This is a genomic window from Companilactobacillus halodurans (assembly GCF_009600995.1).
Taxonomy (GTDB): domain Bacteria; phylum Bacillota; class Bacilli; order Lactobacillales; family Lactobacillaceae; genus Companilactobacillus; species Companilactobacillus halodurans.
Map to the genome: position 1 here is coordinate 1 of NZ_VDFO01000030.1, position 16,323 is coordinate 16,323.

Annotated in this window: 18 protein-coding genes; 1 reads left to right on the top strand and 17 read right to left on the bottom strand. The window is 36.2% G+C overall.

Features of this window, described 5'->3' with window-relative positions:
• Positions 1-142 precede the first annotated feature (142 nt).
• From FHL05_RS08440 to FHL05_RS08495, 12 genes are all read right to left on the bottom strand, one after another.
• Positions 143-1,021 (bottom strand): aldose 1-epimerase family protein, encoded by an 879-nt coding sequence (locus tag FHL05_RS08440; protein ID WP_153522460.1) that lies wholly within the window; start codon positions 1,019-1,021, stop codon positions 143-145.
• 10 nt (positions 1,022-1,031) lie between these two features.
• Positions 1,032-2,474 (bottom strand): ATP-dependent protease ATPase subunit HslU, encoded by a 1,443-nt coding sequence (gene hslU, locus FHL05_RS08445; protein ID WP_153384206.1) that lies wholly within the window; start codon positions 2,472-2,474, stop codon positions 1,032-1,034.
• A gap of 15 nt (positions 2,475-2,489) precedes the next feature.
• The gene (hslV, locus tag FHL05_RS08450) at positions 2,490-3,014 is read right to left on the bottom strand and encodes an HslVU peptidase proteolytic subunit (RefSeq protein WP_153384207.1); all 525 of its coding nucleotides are present in this window, start codon (positions 3,012-3,014) and stop codon (positions 2,490-2,492) included.
• Between the two features lie 13 nt (positions 3,015-3,027).
• The gene (xerC, locus tag FHL05_RS08455; protein WP_153384208.1) at positions 3,028-3,927 is read right to left on the bottom strand and encodes a tyrosine recombinase XerC; all 900 of its coding nucleotides are present in this window, start codon (positions 3,925-3,927) and stop codon (positions 3,028-3,030) included.
• The gene (gene topA, locus FHL05_RS08460) at positions 3,928-6,015 is read right to left on the bottom strand and encodes a type I DNA topoisomerase (RefSeq protein ID WP_162000259.1); all 2,088 of its coding nucleotides are present in this window, start codon (positions 6,013-6,015) and stop codon (positions 3,928-3,930) included. It lies immediately after the preceding gene.
• A 104-nt stretch (positions 6,016-6,119) separates the two neighbouring features.
• Positions 6,120-6,938, bottom strand: coding sequence for a DNA-processing protein DprA (dprA, locus tag FHL05_RS08465; protein WP_153384210.1), 819 nt, complete (start codon positions 6,936-6,938; stop codon positions 6,120-6,122).
• A 47-nt stretch (positions 6,939-6,985) separates the two neighbouring features.
• Complete coding sequence (locus FHL05_RS08470) at positions 6,986-7,756, bottom strand: ribonuclease HII (protein WP_153384211.1); 771 nt, start codon at positions 7,754-7,756, stop codon at positions 6,986-6,988.
• Positions 7,746-8,600, bottom strand: coding sequence for a ribosome biogenesis GTPase YlqF (ylqF, locus tag FHL05_RS08475; RefSeq protein WP_153522462.1), 855 nt, complete (start codon positions 8,598-8,600; stop codon positions 7,746-7,748). The genes FHL05_RS08470 and ylqF overlap by 11 nt, the downstream gene beginning before the upstream one ends.
• A gap of 9 nt (positions 8,601-8,609) precedes the next feature.
• The gene (locus FHL05_RS08480) at positions 8,610-8,834 is read right to left on the bottom strand and encodes a YozE family protein (protein ID WP_153384213.1); all 225 of its coding nucleotides are present in this window, start codon (positions 8,832-8,834) and stop codon (positions 8,610-8,612) included.
• A gap of 16 nt (positions 8,835-8,850) precedes the next feature.
• A complete protein-coding gene (locus FHL05_RS08485; protein WP_153384214.1) occupies positions 8,851-9,444 on the bottom strand; it encodes a YpmS family protein in 594 nt (197 codons plus the stop codon).
• A 2-nt stretch (positions 9,445-9,446) separates the two neighbouring features.
• Positions 9,447-10,298, bottom strand: coding sequence for a GDSL-type esterase/lipase family protein (locus tag FHL05_RS08490; protein WP_153384215.1), 852 nt, complete (start codon positions 10,296-10,298; stop codon positions 9,447-9,449).
• 47 nt (positions 10,299-10,345) lie between these two features.
• On the bottom strand, positions 10,346-11,188 hold the full coding sequence (locus FHL05_RS08495) for a DegV family protein (protein ID WP_153384216.1): 843 nt from the start codon (positions 11,186-11,188) through the stop codon (positions 10,346-10,348).
• Between the two features lie 229 nt (positions 11,189-11,417).
• Between FHL05_RS08495 and trhA the strand changes: the two genes are divergently transcribed.
• A complete protein-coding gene (gene trhA / locus FHL05_RS08500; RefSeq protein ID WP_153384217.1) occupies positions 11,418-12,068 on the top strand; it encodes a PAQR family membrane homeostasis protein TrhA in 651 nt (216 codons plus the stop codon).
• Positions 12,069-12,086: 18 nt separating this feature from the next.
• On the opposite strand, the gene FHL05_RS08505 is transcribed toward trhA, so the two are convergent.
• The 5 genes from FHL05_RS08505 to FHL05_RS08525 all read right to left on the bottom strand — a co-directional run bounded on the left by FHL05_RS08505 (position 12,087) and on the right by FHL05_RS08525 (position 16,291).
• Positions 12,087-12,575 (bottom strand): dihydrofolate reductase, encoded by a 489-nt coding sequence (locus FHL05_RS08505; RefSeq protein ID WP_153384218.1) that lies wholly within the window; start codon positions 12,573-12,575, stop codon positions 12,087-12,089.
• A 14-nt stretch (positions 12,576-12,589) separates the two neighbouring features.
• Positions 12,590-13,540, bottom strand: coding sequence for a thymidylate synthase (locus tag FHL05_RS08510; protein WP_153384219.1), 951 nt, complete (start codon positions 13,538-13,540; stop codon positions 12,590-12,592).
• Between the two features lie 9 nt (positions 13,541-13,549).
• Entirely contained in the window at positions 13,550-15,451 is a 1,902-nt protein-coding gene (locus tag FHL05_RS08515) for an ABC-F family ATP-binding cassette domain-containing protein (protein WP_153384220.1), read from the bottom strand.
• A gap of 116 nt (positions 15,452-15,567) precedes the next feature.
• Positions 15,568-15,753 carry a hypothetical protein gene (locus FHL05_RS12440; protein WP_153384221.1) on the bottom strand — a complete coding sequence of 62 codons (186 nt, stop codon included), beginning with the start codon at positions 15,751-15,753 and terminating at the stop codon, positions 15,568-15,570.
• 73 nt (positions 15,754-15,826) lie between these two features.
• Entirely contained in the window at positions 15,827-16,291 is a 465-nt protein-coding gene (locus FHL05_RS08525) for a hypothetical protein (RefSeq protein ID WP_153384222.1), read from the bottom strand.
• Positions 16,292-16,323: the final 32 nt, after the last annotated feature.

Sequence of the window (16,323 nt, forward strand, 5' to 3'; positions counted from 1 at the left end):
AGCGTATCAATCTTCAAATTTTTTGGCTCCGAGCAAGCTCGTCAGCCAAATAAAAAACAGCTAGACCAATTATGATCTAACTGCTTATGTAAACTGCCATCAACTTAATTTGACGAACAGCCCTTTTATTATCATTTTTATATTACTTGATTGAAATACTGAAATATGCTTCAAATTGTTCCTTAGGAGCCAATTTATTGATTGCATACTTGTGTTTCAAATCATTGTCGCTATCTGTTTTATCAGCAAGTCCCCACCATGGTTCGATACACATAAACTTACCGTTATCATCAGGATAGGTTGACCACATCCCGAAGAATTTGGCGTTAACAGTATCAAGTGTCAACTTGTGATCTGACTTGTCGCTTGAAATTGTTACTTCAGCAGGGTCATTCAAACGATAGACCACAGCATCGTCCACAAAGTAATCACGAGCCATTGAGAAGTTTTGATTCTCAACTTTTTGCTCATTATTCAAATCGACTAGGTGATCTGAAATAGGAATATGAGTTCTTGTTTCAACAGGGTCAACTTGAACTTTGTAATCTTCAAATTTCAAACCTTTATCAAAGGGAACGCTAAAACCAGGGTGTGCTCCAATTGAGAAGTACATATCTTCTGATTCTTCCATACTATCAACTAAGTAAGAAATTTGCACAGTATCCTTAACAAGTTGGTAAACGATACGCAACTTGAAGTGATAAGGATACTTCTTAAGACTAGCTTCACTAGTTGTCAAACTTAAAACTAATTTGGCATCTGTTTGTGAGTCAAGACTAAATTCTTGATCACGAGCAAATCCATGTTGAGTCATCTGGTACTCTTTACCATCAACAAAGTAATGGTCATCCTTTAAGCGACCAACGATTGGGAACAATACCGGTGCATGTCTTCCCCAAACCTTTGAGTCAGCTTGCCAGATAAATTCTGAATCTTCATTGTTCTTGATGCTGTTCATTTCAGCACCCAAAGAATTGATTTTTACAGTTAAAAAGTCGTTCTTCAATTGATAAACTGTCATGTAACTCCCCCTAAAGAATATAGCGTGAAAGATCTTGATCAGCAGCAATCTTGCCTACTTGTTCATGAACGTATTCACGTGTAATAGTAATGTCGCCCATTTGCATATCTGGACCTTCATATAGAATATCCGCCAAGATCTTTTCCAAGACAGTAGAAAGACGTCTTGCACCGATGTTCTGATTACTATTATTCAATTCAAAAGCAACTTTTGCAATCTCTTCAACTGATTCTTTAGTAAAAGTTAAATGTATGCCATCCGCGCGTGTAAGCGCTACATATTGTTTTGTCAATGCATTGTCTGGTTTAGTCAAAATTTGAATGAAATCTTCTTCAGTCAAGTCGTTTAATTCGACTCTAATTGGGAAACGACCTTGAAGTTCAGCAATCAAATCGCTAGGCTTGCTTTCAGCAAAAGCACCTGAGGCAATGAAAAGAATGTGGTCAGTATCGACTGGACCATATTTAGTGTTGATACGTGAACCTTCGACGATTGGCAAGATGTCACGTTGGACACCTTCACGAGAAACTTCACCTGAATTCTTTTTATCGCCAGCAGCAATCTTATCGAACTCATCAATAAAGATAATTCCTTTATTTTGAGTCAATTCAATAGCTCTTTGATAAATTTCATCATGGTCGACTCGTTTATCCGATTCTTGTTGAATCAACAATTCACGAGCTTCCTTAACTGGCAAAGTTCTTGTGATAGTCTTCTTAGGCATCAATGAGTCCATCATCCCACTCATATCAAGTCCCATTTGACCCATCTGGTCATCCATTGGACCAACTTTTTTAGATTCTTCGACTTTGATAGTTACCTCTTCGTCTTCTAGAAGTCCTTTATCCAATTGTTCTTTAACACTGAGACGACGATTACGGATTTCATCAGTAACTTCAGCATTGCTGTCAGGATCAGAATCAACCGTATCATTATTGTTGTTAAAAATACTACCGAGATTTTGACCATTTTGCATGTTATTTAACATACTCATGAAATCATTGTTGTTTTGTTTTTGTTCTTTTTTGACGCCAGGAGCTAGCAATTTAACCAATTTCTTATCAACATCGCGACGGACTTCTGGTCTAATTTCATCAAATTTGTCTTTTTCAACCATAGAAACAGCCATACTGACTAAATCACGTACCATTGATTCGACGTCGCGACCTACGTAACCAACTTCAGTAAATTTAGTTGCTTCGACTTTCACGAAGGGGGCGTTAACGATTTTGGCTAATCTTCTGGCGATTTCTGTTTTACCAACACCAGTTGGTCCAATCATCATCAAATTTTTAGGTGTGATTTCTTGTTGTAGTTTTTCTGGTACTTGCATACGACGGTAACGATTGTACAAGGCAATCGCAACCGCCTTTTTAGCGTCTGTTTGACCAATAATATAATTGTCTAATTGGGCAACGATTTGTTTTGGTGTTAACGGTGTTAATGTATCCATTTATTAATCTCCACTCTAAAATTTATCGGAAATAATGTTTTCATTCGTAAAGATATCGATTCCTGAAGCAATCTTAATTGCTTCCACAGCAATCTGTTCAGCATCCATATCTTTTGCATGACGTTGCATAGCAATAGCTGCCGCTTGAGCAAAGTTGCCACCTGACCCAATTGCTACGACATCTTCATCAGGTTCGATAACTTCGCCATTACCTGAAATCAATAAGAGACTGTCCTTATCCATAGCAATCAACAAAGCTTCCAATTTTTGCAAAGTTGGATCTTTTCTCCAATCCTGTGCTAACTCAACTGCAGCTCTCTTAAGATTTCCAGAGTAAGCCTTGAGTTTTTGTTCAAGCCAATCTTGAAGAGTAATCGCATCAGCTACTCCACCAGCAAAACCAATAATGACCTTATCGTCATAAATACGTCTTACCTTGTGAGCAGTTCCTTTCATGATGTATTTTTCACCCATTGTAACTTGACCGTCACCAGCAATAGCAGTGCGGTTATCATGTTTTACAGCAACTATAGTTGTCATTTATGTACCTTCTTTATCTTGGAAAATATTTTTTATAATCTTTTTTTAAATGGTCCATCGTCACGTGCGTATAGATTTGAGTCGTAGACAAACTAGAGTGTCCTAATAATTCTTGGACCGTTCTTAAATCCGCCCCATGTTCTAACATATGGGTTGCAAAAGTATGCCGAATCATGTGGGGATGGATATCGCTAGTTAAACTAGTCTTTTTAATGATTTGATCCAAAATATATTCGATTCCACGACTAGTTAAACCCTGTCCACGACTATTGACGAACACATATTGATGATCCTGATGATTCTTCGTCATCAAAATTTTACGACCCTGATCAAAGTATTTTTTTAAGGCATGTTGAGCATAGCTTCCAAAAGGAACGTAACGATCCTTATCCCCTTTACCATGAATCAAAACGATTCCATTAGAAAAATCCAATTGATCTAATAATAGGTTAGCACATTCACTAACTCGCATGCCAGTAGCATACAACATCTCCAAGAGCGCTGAGTTTCTTTGCGACAGAGGATCATCTCCTTGGACAGCTTCAAACAATTGCGTCATTTCTTTTTCATAAAAGTAATGAGGCAATTTTCGACCCTTATGCTTTAACTGCACCAAATCAAAGGGATTGGCATCGATGAAATCATTCTTAATCAAAAAATTATAAAACGAACGTAAAGCTGATATTCGCCTAGCAACCGTTTCATCCGCATAATCTTTTTCATCTAAATAAGTTAAATATGTCTCGATATCAATTCGTTTCACCTTGGTAAAGCCATTGAAACCACCATTTTGATGCAAAAAAGAAACAAAATTATCTATATCTTCTAAATAAGATTTTTTTGTTTCTTTTGAGTAGTGATGATTAATCATTAAATTTTCAACGAATTTATCGATTAATTCCTGTTCTATCATTTATTTTTGAATATCCTCTTCATAATCTCCATTTGGACAGATTACTTGACGACCACCCTTAACTTTCTTTTCAACTAGGTAGTGGCCATCTTTTGGACAATCACGTCCAATTGGTTTATCCCAAGAAACAAAGTCACAGTCTGGATATCTAGAACAACCATAAAAGATACGGTTCTTCTTTGATTTTCTTTCAATAACTTGACCTTTCTTACATTTAGGACAAGTAACGCCAATTTCTTTAACGATTGGTTTAGTATTACGACATTCAGGGAAACGTGAGCAAGCATAGAACTTGCCATAACGTCCCATCTTGATGACCATTGGTGCACCACAGATATCACAATCCATACCTGCTGGTTCATCCTTGATTTGAACTTTTTCAATTTTATCTTCGGCTGATTCTAATTCTTTTGCAAATGGTTTGTAGTAGCGATCGACTACTTGGACCCAATCTTCATTGCCTTCTTCAATTCGATCCAACTCATCTTCCAAATTAGCTGTAAAATCGATATTTACGATATCTGGGAAATAAGACTGAATCAAATTATCAACGATTTCACCAAGTTCGGTTGGTTCAAAACTCTTACCATTCAATTTGACGTAGTAACGACGTTGAATAGTATCAATTGTCGGAGCATAAGTTGAAGGACGACCAACGCCATTTTCTTCCAAAGCTTTGACCAAGGAAGCTTCAGTAAATCTTGCTGGTGGTTGAGTAAAGTGTTGTGCCGGATCATTTTTTTGCAACTTAGCTTTATCGCCTTCAGTTAATTCAGGCAAGATATTATCTTTCTTAGATTTTTCGGAAGTACTTTGATAGACTTTGCGATAACCTTCAAATTTCATCTTTGAACCATTGGCTCTAAAATTAACGCCATTTTGTGACAAATCGACTGTCATCGTATCAAAGATTGCTGGTGTCATTTGACTGGCAACAAAACGTGACCAAATCAAATTATAAAGTCTAAATTGATCACGACTCAAAATATCTTTCAATGAAGCTGGCGTTCTCATAACTGATGAAGGACGGATAGCTTCGTGGGCATCTTGAGCCCCTTCTTGGTTCTTATCTTTTCTCTCTTTGATAGCTGCAAAAGGTTCGCCGTATTCTTGGTGAATGAACTTTGAAGCTTCTGCTTCAGCTACTTTAGAAATACGCTTAGAATCAGTCCGCATATAAGTAATTAGACCAACAGTTCCTTCTTTTCGACCTAAATTGATACCTTCGTACAATTGTTGGGCAATCATCATTGTTTTTCTAGTCTTGTAGTTGAGACGCTTGTTAGCTTCTTGTTGCAACGAACTAGTTGTAAATGGTGCTGCTGGAGTTCTCTTGCGTTCCTTTTTTGTAACTTTATCGATATTGAAATCTTTTTTCTTATCAACTTTATTTAAAACAGCTTGAACTTGATCATTGTCGCCAAGCTCAGCTTTTTTACCATCCAAGCCATAGAAGTTAGCTTTAAACTTATCTTTACCATGCTTGAAAACTGATTCGATCGTCCAATATTCTTGAGGAACGAACTTCTTGATTTCATTTTCGCGCTCAATAACAAGTTTCAAGGCAATCGATTGAACACGACCGGCACTGAGTCCTTTTTTAACTTTTGCCCAAAGGATTGGCGAAATAGAATAACCAACCAAGCGATCTAAAACCCGACGAGCTTGTTGAGCATCAACCAAATTCATATCGATGCTTCGAGGTGACTTGAAAGCTTGTTTGACCGTGTCTTTAGTAATTTCATTAAAGACGACCCGATTTTTATCATTGTCATCCAACCCTAGTAAATGTGAGACATGCCAAGCAATGGCTTCTCCTTCACGATCCGGATCGGCTGCCAGATAAATCCTTTTAGCTTTTTTGGCTTCTTTTTTCAAATCCTTGATGACTGGACCCTTACCACGAATGGAAATATATTTTGGTTCATAATCATGTTCAACGTCGACACCCATCTGACTCTTAGGTAAGTCTCTAACGTGACCAAGACTTGCAACCACGTGATAATTACGTCCCAAATACTTTTCAATTGTTTTTGCTTTTGATGGCGATTCAACGATCACCAAGTTCTTTTGCTTTGTTGATGGCACGTAAAGTGCTCCTTTCCAATGGATCAATTAAAACTGTCAATATATTAATCACTGATTTTTCTTTTGTCAATTTAAATGATAAAAATATTTTTAAATATCCTGATTTATAAACTATTAAAATCGATCAGCGGGGTGGCCCCTTGTTCAATCAGACTATTGCAGCCAGCGGACAAACTAACATCGATTCGTCCAGGAATAGCCAAGACTTCACGATTGTTCTCTAGTGCTAAATCTGCTGTGATCAAAGAACCACTTCTTTTTTTAGCTTCTGTGACGATAACCTTTTGACTCAAACCGGCGATTATTCGATTCCTTTGTGGAAAATGAAATTTCCTGATAGGAGTCCGTGGTGGGTACTCACTGATTACCAAACCATTATTCATAATTTCTTGCTGTAAAGCAAGGTTTTCTTTTGGATAAGCAATATCAAGCCCACTTCCAATCACGGCAATCGTCTTGCCATGATTATTCAATGCGTGTTGATGAGCCCATGAATCGACGCCTTTTGCTAAACCGCTCACAATAGTATAACGATTTACCAAGCGCGGAACAAGACCGCCAATGCAACGAAAACTGTAATCTGTCGCCTGTCTAGACCCAACGATAGCCAAACAATCCGTCTTTAGTAAAGCAATATCTCCTTTAAAATACAAGAGCGCTGGAGGATTATAAATTGTTCTTAAGATTTGCGGATAATTGGAATCTAAGTAGTTTATCGCTTCAAACTCTGCAATTTCTTGCTTCTTTAATAATAGTAGAAACTGGTTAAATTTTGCAAATCCCCACTTTTCTTGCAGAAAATCATAAGTTTCATCTTCTAGATTAGCACTACTTGTCGAAATCTTTATAATATTTAACATTATCTGATTCGAAACCATCCCCGTTTGACGACATAGGATTAAGAATCGCGTTAATTTGTCCATAATAAAAACATCACTCCCTTAGTCTAAACTACGAAAATGATGCTTTCTTAATACAATTTATTTATGTTTTTTACTGGCGCAAAACTCAAGCGGTGAATCTTTGTTCGACCATATTTTGACAAGGCATCCAAATGTTGTTTAGTGCCATAGCCGTCGTTTTGATCAAAACCAAATTCAGGGTATAGTTTGCCATATGTCGTCATCAGGCGGTCCCGACTTACTTTAGCTACGATACTAGCAGCTCCAATACTTAACGACTTAGAATCGCCCTTAATCAATTTTGTTTGTGAAATATTAACAGGAATCGTCATGGCATCGACTAAAATTTGATCTGGCTTCAAAAAGAGTCGTTCAATAGATTCTCTCATTGTCAACTCAGTTGCATGATAAATGTTTTCAGTATCAATCAACTTAGGACTGCCAACAGCGACACTAATATCAATTGCTTGTTCACAAATTTGTTTATATAATTGGTCTCTTTTGGCACGTGATAATTTTTTTGAATCGTCCACCTCATAAAGTGTATTATCGCATGGCAAAATAACCGCTGCTGTAACGACTGGCCCAGCCAACGGTCCTCTACCAACTTCATCTACTCCTGCGACCACTAAATTGTGATCCCAGTAAGGCTTTTCCAAAAATTCCTTTTGATGAAATTTTTTAATCAAAACCTCTTTTTGAGCTTGCTTTTTATAAAATTGCTGCAATAATTTTTTTACTCCAGCCCTAGAATCTTTTGAAAATTCTGACAATAACGAACTATTAGCTTCATTTTCCAATAGTTTTTTAACTTCTTTAATCGTGTATCTATTCTTCATAAAACTCCCCAGGGACATCAAAAGTCAATCTGCCTAACTTGAGCTTACGAATATCATCGATAATTCTACGTGAGGCTCTGTCATAATCCTCTTTATAACCGAACTTCTCAGTTAGACTCATTAACAATTCTGGAGTCGTATGATTGAAAATATCGGAGTTAGTAAGTCCATACTTTTCCTGCAGATTGTCCATATAATGAGTCTCTAAAAAGTTCAATGCATAGATGGCAACATCATCAGGTGCATAGATTTTATCTTTGATAGCGCCTGAAAGAGCCAATTTCATGCCTACCTTGGGATCATCGATCTTTGGCCAAAGAATACCAGGCGTATCCAATAAGTCGATACCAATATTTGTTTTCAACCAATTCTGATTTTTCGTCACGCCGGGCTTATTACCAGTTACGGCCACATTCTTTCCAACCAAGCGGTTCAAAATCGTTGATTTGCCGACATTCGGAATTCCAATGCACATAGCTTTGATTCGATAATTTTGAACGCCATTTTTTTCATAACGAGCAATTTTTTCAGAAAGTTCGGAATGAATCAAACTTTTGATTTTGTTGAGTCCTTTGCTATGTTTAGCATCCAATTCAATGGATTTAGTGCCCTCTTGTTCAAAGTTAAGCTTCCAATCAGCTGTCACTTGAGGATCAGCTAGGTCAGCTTTATTTAAAATAATTATGTGCTTTTTTTGATCGATTATTTGTTCAAGAACCGGATTACGCGATGAAAACGGAAGTCTTGCATCGACGATTTCCAGTACAATATCCACTAGTTTCAAGCGGTCTTGCACTTGGTTCTTGGCTTTGTTCATGTGTCCCGGATACCATTGTAGTGCCATTGCCATCACCTATTTTCTGTCTATTTCTTGGTACTTTTGGAATGCCTCATCAAAAATTGTCATGCTGGGCAAATAACCAGCGTTTAATTCCAGATAATCTGAAATCTTTTGGTAACTTTCTTCATGCTTAGGAAAAGATGAATCATGAAAAGCATTGTTCGCAAATTCGGCCTCTGGTTCAACACTGTCAGCATTGCGAAGCGTCATTAAAAATTCATAAAAACTGCGTCTCATTCTTACTCCTTTCACGTTATTGGTTGTCAGTAATTTTACTATTCATTACTTCAAAGGACAATTTATTATTTTTTAAATCAATATTTTTAGCACGAATACCATAACCATCTTTAGTTGTAAATTTAGTGAATTTCAAAAGAATTGACTTATCTTTGCCATCGATATCGACCCAATTAGGTGTTTTAAAGCTATTCTTAATATAATTCATTACAAAGGAAATTGGCAATGATAAATCACCGATTTTCATTCCTTTTGCTTTCAATAAAATATCGCCATTAGTCTTAGCATATGGCTGCATCAAAATCGTAAAGTGGATTTTGGCTCCTAAAAATGAAATAGCACCGGTTAATTCAGCGTCCTTTTTCAAGACAAGTTGATAATCGGTTTTACCGTTATTTAATGTATGCTTCAAATAATATTGAGCCATCTTGTTAGCTTGTTGCTTAGTCATATTGACGGTAAAGACTTTTGAACTTTGATTTTCAACATTGGAAGTAACCTGATAGTTTTCTGTTGGTGAACTCAAAACTTTAGTTCCAATGAATCCTAACCCAATCACAATGATTGCCACGAGAGTTATGAATGCGTATTTCCAATAATTTCTTTTCATAATTATTTATAAAGCCACTCCTTTGTCGTTGTACTTACTTTGGCAAAAATCTTATCAGTCATCATATCATAACCAGTTCCGTTGGGATGGAAATGATCTTTTTTGTAAAGATATGGGTTGACCCCGGTTTTCTTAACTTTTTTATCGACTTGTTTAGTCTGATAGAGGTTATTAATATCGACAAAGTAAGTTTTATTAAATGTAGCTGCTACTCTAGCAGAGCCACGATTCCAATTGATAAAAGCAGTTTTGGCGTTCTTGACGTTTGATAAATAGACGCTGAAGGGATTATAAATACCAATCAAATAGATGGGAGCAGTTTTGTTATAGCTTCTCACATCAGTCAATAATTGCTTTAAACGCTTATCAAATTTGACTTGTTCATCAGCAATGTCGCCAGCTGTTAAATCCAAGCCCTTTTTTTGCAATAAATGCATGAAATCATTTCCACCGACAGTAATTGTAATAATATCTGCCTTCGGTAAATCTTGGTGCATATTTTTATCATTTTTAATGCGCGTCATAATTTGCGTACTAGTATCGCCTGACACGCCATAATTATGTGGCTGCGTAGGGATGTCATAATGATTTTGGACTTTGCTAGTCAATCTTGTGACATATCCGCCTCCAACTGATTTAGAATCGCCGACGCCTTGCGTTAATGAATCTCCAATCGCAACAAGACTGAGACTTTTCTTTTTAGGAACTGTTTTTTTCTTAGGTTTTTTGTTGGGAGCTTTCTTAGTGACAACTTCTTGTTGCTGGTGATTACCTTGAACAAAATAATAAGTTCCACCACTCACTGCCACTAAAATTAAGATTACAACGATGATCCAAATACTTTTTTTCTTCATTAGCTAAAATCCATCTTTCAAAAAAAAGCTGATGTCAGCATCAGCTTTTACTCGGTATAAAATTCAATTGCGAAGGCACCTGAACCAGCATGGGTAGCAATTACCGGACTGGTTACTCTAATAAGCAACGGTACGTCAGGAACGATTTGTGCCAACTTTTCCTTCAATTCATTTACATAGTCCATTTTGTCAACATATGAAATACCAATCGACTTGATGTTCTTTAAGCCTTTGATTTCTTCCATAACATTGTCCATATATTTTTCGATCGTCTTGCGACCACGGCCACGCTTGGCAATATCTAGACTATTATTTTTCAAAGTTAAAACTAAATTGATATTCAAAAGTGTTGATAGCGTTCCTGCAAAGCGACTCAAACGACCGCCACGAAGGATATTTTCAATACTTGTGACACCCATGTATAGGTAAGTATGTTCGCGCAAGACTGAAATAGCTTGCTTAATTTCATCGATCGACTTGCCTTCTTGAGCCATCTTAGCTGCTTTGATAACTTGAAAGGCTTGAGCACGATCAGTAAATTCAGTATCAACGACTTCCATGTGACGTTCGCTCATTTGCGCTACTTGTCTTGCTGCATTGATCGTTCCACTGATTGCTGGGGTCATGTTTAAGGATAAGATATCAGTATAGTCATCAGGAATTTTATCGATAACTTTCATGAAAGTACCGATTGATGGTTGCGATGTCTTAGGTAAATCTTTTGAGGCATCCATTTCCCGTACAAATTCTTCCCTTGTGATATCAACACCATCAGTGTATGTCTTATCATCGATACTAATGGTTAAAGGAACCATCCCAATATCGTATTTTTCTATTTCTTCTGGAGTTAACTGTACCGATGAATCGGTAAGGATTTTTACTTTAGTCATTTTATCCCTCTTTCATAGGGTCTTAGTTCTTAATTGTTTCAATTATAACAAAGTTTACCAAACTTATTGTTTCTAAATCACAAAAAAACTAACTATCTCAAGTATTTTTATTAAATATTATTTATAATAAAATAACTGTTATTTATTATACTAAAGATAGTTATTGTCTGAAAAGCCCTTAAAAGCATATAATGTTCAATAACAGACAAAAATAATTGAGGTTTTTAAAATGTCAAAAAAACATAATTTTACACGAAGATATTTGATCACTGATCAAGTCTTCAGTGCGGTCACTCATGGTATCGGAATTATTTTAGCCATTATCGGAGCTGTATTTTTACTGATCAAAGGCTTCCATCAGGGTAATCCTTTAAATATTACTGCTTATTTCATTTATGCTTTCACATTATTCTTTTTATACTTGAGTTCCACGCTCTTTCACAGTCTTTATTTCACGAAAGCTAAGGGCGTTTTCCAAATATTCGATCACAGTTCTATTTTTTTGATGATTGCTGGAACTTATACGCCATACTGCTTGATTTCGTTACATTCCACTTTTGGTTACACTATTCTCGCTTTTATCTGGATATTAGCAATCGGTGGAATTCTTTATAAGATTTTCAACGTTGGTCGTTTCAAGTATTTTGAAACCTTTCTCTATGTCCTAATGGGATGGGCTATTATTATCGCCATGAATCCGCTATATCACTCAATTGGAACCGTCGGTATCTGGTTACTAGTTGCCGGAGGAATAGCTTTTACATTAGGAGCTTGCATTTATTTGCTGAAAGACTTGAAATACATCCACGTCATCTGGCATATTTTTGTTATGATTGGAACTGCTTTGATGTATTTTTCAGTTTATTTCTATGTTGCTTAATTCATGTTAATAAAATAATTAAATCTTTTGATAAGTTTCGAAGGTATATGGATAAATATTTTTTTCATCCATAATGCCTTCTTTTTTTTCGATTAAATCAAATTTGTCATAATCGATGGGAATCATTTTAGTGTCGCCTGTAAACGCATGCGAGATTTTCGTAAGATACAGTCGATCTACATCATCCTTAAATAACTCAAAGATTCCAGCTCCACCAATGACCATAACCTCGTCATCAGGCTTCACATACTGTGACAATTTTCCTTTATCATTCAAAAGAACCACAGAATCAGGTACTTGATACTCTGGATTTCTTGAAATGACGATATTTAATCTTTTAGGTAAGGGACCATTTGGAAAACTTTCAAAAGTTTTGCGTCCCATGACAATGGGATGACCGGTTGTAACATCTTTAAAATGCTTCATATCATTAGGCAAATTCCAAGGAATATGTCCATCTACGCCGATATTATGATTCTCATCTTCTGCCCAAACAAAACTAATCATTGGCCATCTCTCCTTTAAACAGCAACTGGAGCCTTGATAGCTGGTTGAGGATTGTAATTTTCAACTACAATATCGCCTGCATCGATATCAAAGATACTCTCATCGCTATTGATTTTTAATTGTGGACCTGCAGTTGGCTTTCGACTTAATTGTTCTTTGACTTGTTTTAGATGATTGGAATAAATATGAGCATCCCCTAAGGTATGGATGAATTCACCGACTTCTAATCCAGTTTCTCGAGCAATCAAATGCGTCAACAAAGCATAACTAGCAATATTAAAAGGTACTCCTAAGAACAGGTCGCCACTTCTTTGATACAACTGACAAGATAATTTGCCATCATTAACATAAAATTGAAACAGCGTATGACAAGGAGGAAGCGCCATCGTTGGAACATCTTCTGGATTCCAGGCGCTAACGATCAAACGCCGTGAATTAGGATTGTCCTTAATTTGTTCAATAACATTTTTTATCTGGTCGATAAAACCACCATCACGCTTTTGCCAATGACGCCATTGAGCACCATAAACATCTCCCAAGTTACCAAACTTTTGGGCAAATTCATCGTCCTCTAAAATAGCTTGATCAAATTTCTTCTTCTCAATTCGATAAGCTTTGGCAAATTCATCATCGACTAAGCTGCGGCGACCAAAATCAGTCATATCTGGTCCAGTGTAATCTGAGCTTTCAATGTAATTCTTAAAGGCCCATTCGTCCCAAATATGATTCTTGTGTTCTAAAAGATACCTAATATTAGTATCTCCATGCAAGAACCACAACAATTCGCTCTTAATTAGACCAAAGGGAACTTTTTTAGTCGTCAAAAGTGGAAATGACTCCTGCAGATCAAAGCGCATCTGATATCCAAAAGTACTGATGGTACCAGTACCTGTCCGATCGCCTTTTTTATGTCCATTTTCCAAAACGTATTTTAAAAGATCTAAATATTGTTGCTCGTTATGCATGTTCTCCCCCTAAATGAATTGACCTAAATATTCCCAACGATCCATCAATTTATCTGATTCTTGATTCTTCTCGTCAAGTTGTCTTTGAAAGTCCATTAATTTTTCATAATCATTTGAAGCGTCATTCAATTCTTTTTTCAAACTGGCAATTTCATCATCGAGTTTTTCAATCTTAGGTTCCAATTTGTCAAACTCGATTTGTTCAGCGTAAGTCAATTTCTTTTTAGTTTCAGTTTTCTTCTGTTCAGTCTTTTCTTTAACTTCTTCGTGCTTTTGAATCTTATCTTCATGGTGTTGAGCCTGTTTCTTTTCGGAAGCTTCTTTCAAATAGCCAGAATAAGAATCATAGCTTTCTTCGATTTCACCTTGACCATCAAAAATCAATAACTTATGAGCTACTTTATCTAAGAAATAGCGATCATGAGAGACAGCTAAAACTGTTCCTTTAAAATTAGTTAAATAATTTTCCAAAATTGTTAAAGTCTCGATATCCAAATTATTCGTTGGCTCATCCAAAAGTAAAACATTGGGTTGATTCATCAAAATTGCTAACAAGTACAAACGTCGTTTCTCCCCACCGGAGAGCTCTCTGATAAAGGAGCCTTGCATCTGATGGTCAAATTTGAAAGTATCAAGCATCTGTGAGGCTGACATTTGATTACCATCAGTATTTCTAGCACCTTGACCAATTGACTCCAAATATCTGATGACACGCTTATCTGGGTCCATATCTTCAGTGTGCTGCGTATAATAGCCTAATCTAACTGTTTGTCCAGTTTTGACCTCACCTGAATCTAATGGTAATTGATGAGCAATCGTATTGAGAAAAGTTGTTTTACCGGAACCATTAGCACCAGTTATCCCAATTCGATCGCCACGAGAAACTAAATAACTGAAGTCTTTTAAGATGATATGTTTCCCAAATTTTAAACTGGCATCTTTAATATCGAATACATCGTTGCCCAATCGTTGTTGTGCAATATCAATCGACATTTCTTTTTGAGCTTCAGGCTTATTTTGTAAATCTTCTTTTAAATCGGTAAAGCGATCTTTTCTAGCTTGCTGCTTAGTTCCACGAGCTTTAACGCCAGCACGCATCCAATTTAATTCTTGCTTATAGAGTTGTGTCTTATGATGTTGTACGGAAGCGTAAATCTCTTCATTAGCAGCTTTTTGTTGTAAATATTTCTCGTAATTTCCGTCATATTCAGTAACATTGCGATTCTCTAATTCAAAGATTCTGGTTGCGACTTCATTCAAGAAATAACGGTCATGGGTCACGAAAAGAACTGAGCCTTTATATTTGCTTAAATAAGTCTGTAGCCAATCGATTGCTTCATAATCCAAATGGTTAGTTGGCTCATCTAAAATCAACAGATTGGCTTCTGAAATTAACGTCTGTGCTAAAGCAACACGTCTTTGTTGACCACCAGATAATTCACCGATTTTTTTATCAAGTTCAGTAATGCCCAATTTATTCAAAATCGACTTAACATCTGACTCCATTTGCCAAGCTTCAGCAGCATTCATTTTTTCTTGCAACTTAAAAAATTCATTTTGAATCTTCTTATCAGTCGAATTGATGTTAAATTTAGCCAATGAGTTTTCATATTGACGAATCAATTGAAATTTTTCGCCGCTGCCATTAAAAACAGCATCAATAACAGAAGATTTTGCATCTAAATCAGGTTGCTGTTTTAAGTAAGATATTTTAAAGTCTTTAGGCTTATCGACCTCAATCGTATTGAGATTATTAGGATGAACGATTCCGTCTAAAAGAGTTGTTTTACCAGTTCCATTAAGACCTAAAAGACCAATTCTGTCGCCTTCGTTGATCGTAAACGTAACGTCTGTAAAAAGTGTCCGTTCACCAAAGGTTTTTGAAGCATTTGTTATGTTTAAGGTTTTCAATTATTTCACCACTATAAATAAAAAATTCCCCTACCAATCTCGATAGAGGTATATGTTTTGTTCTGCTTTATTTTATCACATCAGAAGTGCTTAATGTATCGTCTCACCAAATGGACTCAATTATCAGCAACTTGATTAATTTTTAATTGACTCAAATTATAATACATCTGTTGTTGCCCGCCGAATCGAACTAAAATTTTCTCATGTTCTTGATCAAAATAAACGACAGCCCCAATTTGATTCTTCATAGCATCTTTTTGGTCATCGATTTTGACCATCGTGCCAATTTTTAAATTTCCCATGATTTACCCCTCTACTCAAGAAAATACGGGACTTAGCTAACAACTAACTAATGTCCCGTATTTTATATTTTCATTAAAGATCTTCTTTGTAGATATCATAAACTGTATTTTCTGGATCAATCGAAATGTACAGATTGCCAGTCTTACTTGAAATAGCTGAAGATTGATAAGCATTATCAAGTCCTTCAACATCCTTTTGCTTGAATGGGAAGTAAATCTGCATTGGTTCCTTGCCTTGATCGTCTTCAAAAACGATATCGCATTTTTCAATATCTTGGTATTTAATAATCCGGTTGAACATGCCATCAGCCATTGCTGCTGTAGAAACATCTGTATCCTTGATATAGTCAGCATCTGGTAAAATTTCAATTCTAAAACGTTTGCATGGATGGATTTCTTGCATACGTCCACCTTGAATACGTCCATAACTAGTCGTTACACGTGCAATCCAAACGTCACTCATCTCACTGTGGCTAACTGTCCAAGTATCATCATTTCTAAAGTAAAACTTGAGTTCTTTAAAAACATGTTTAGTCATATTATCACCCTTTCAATTTAAAAACACTTACT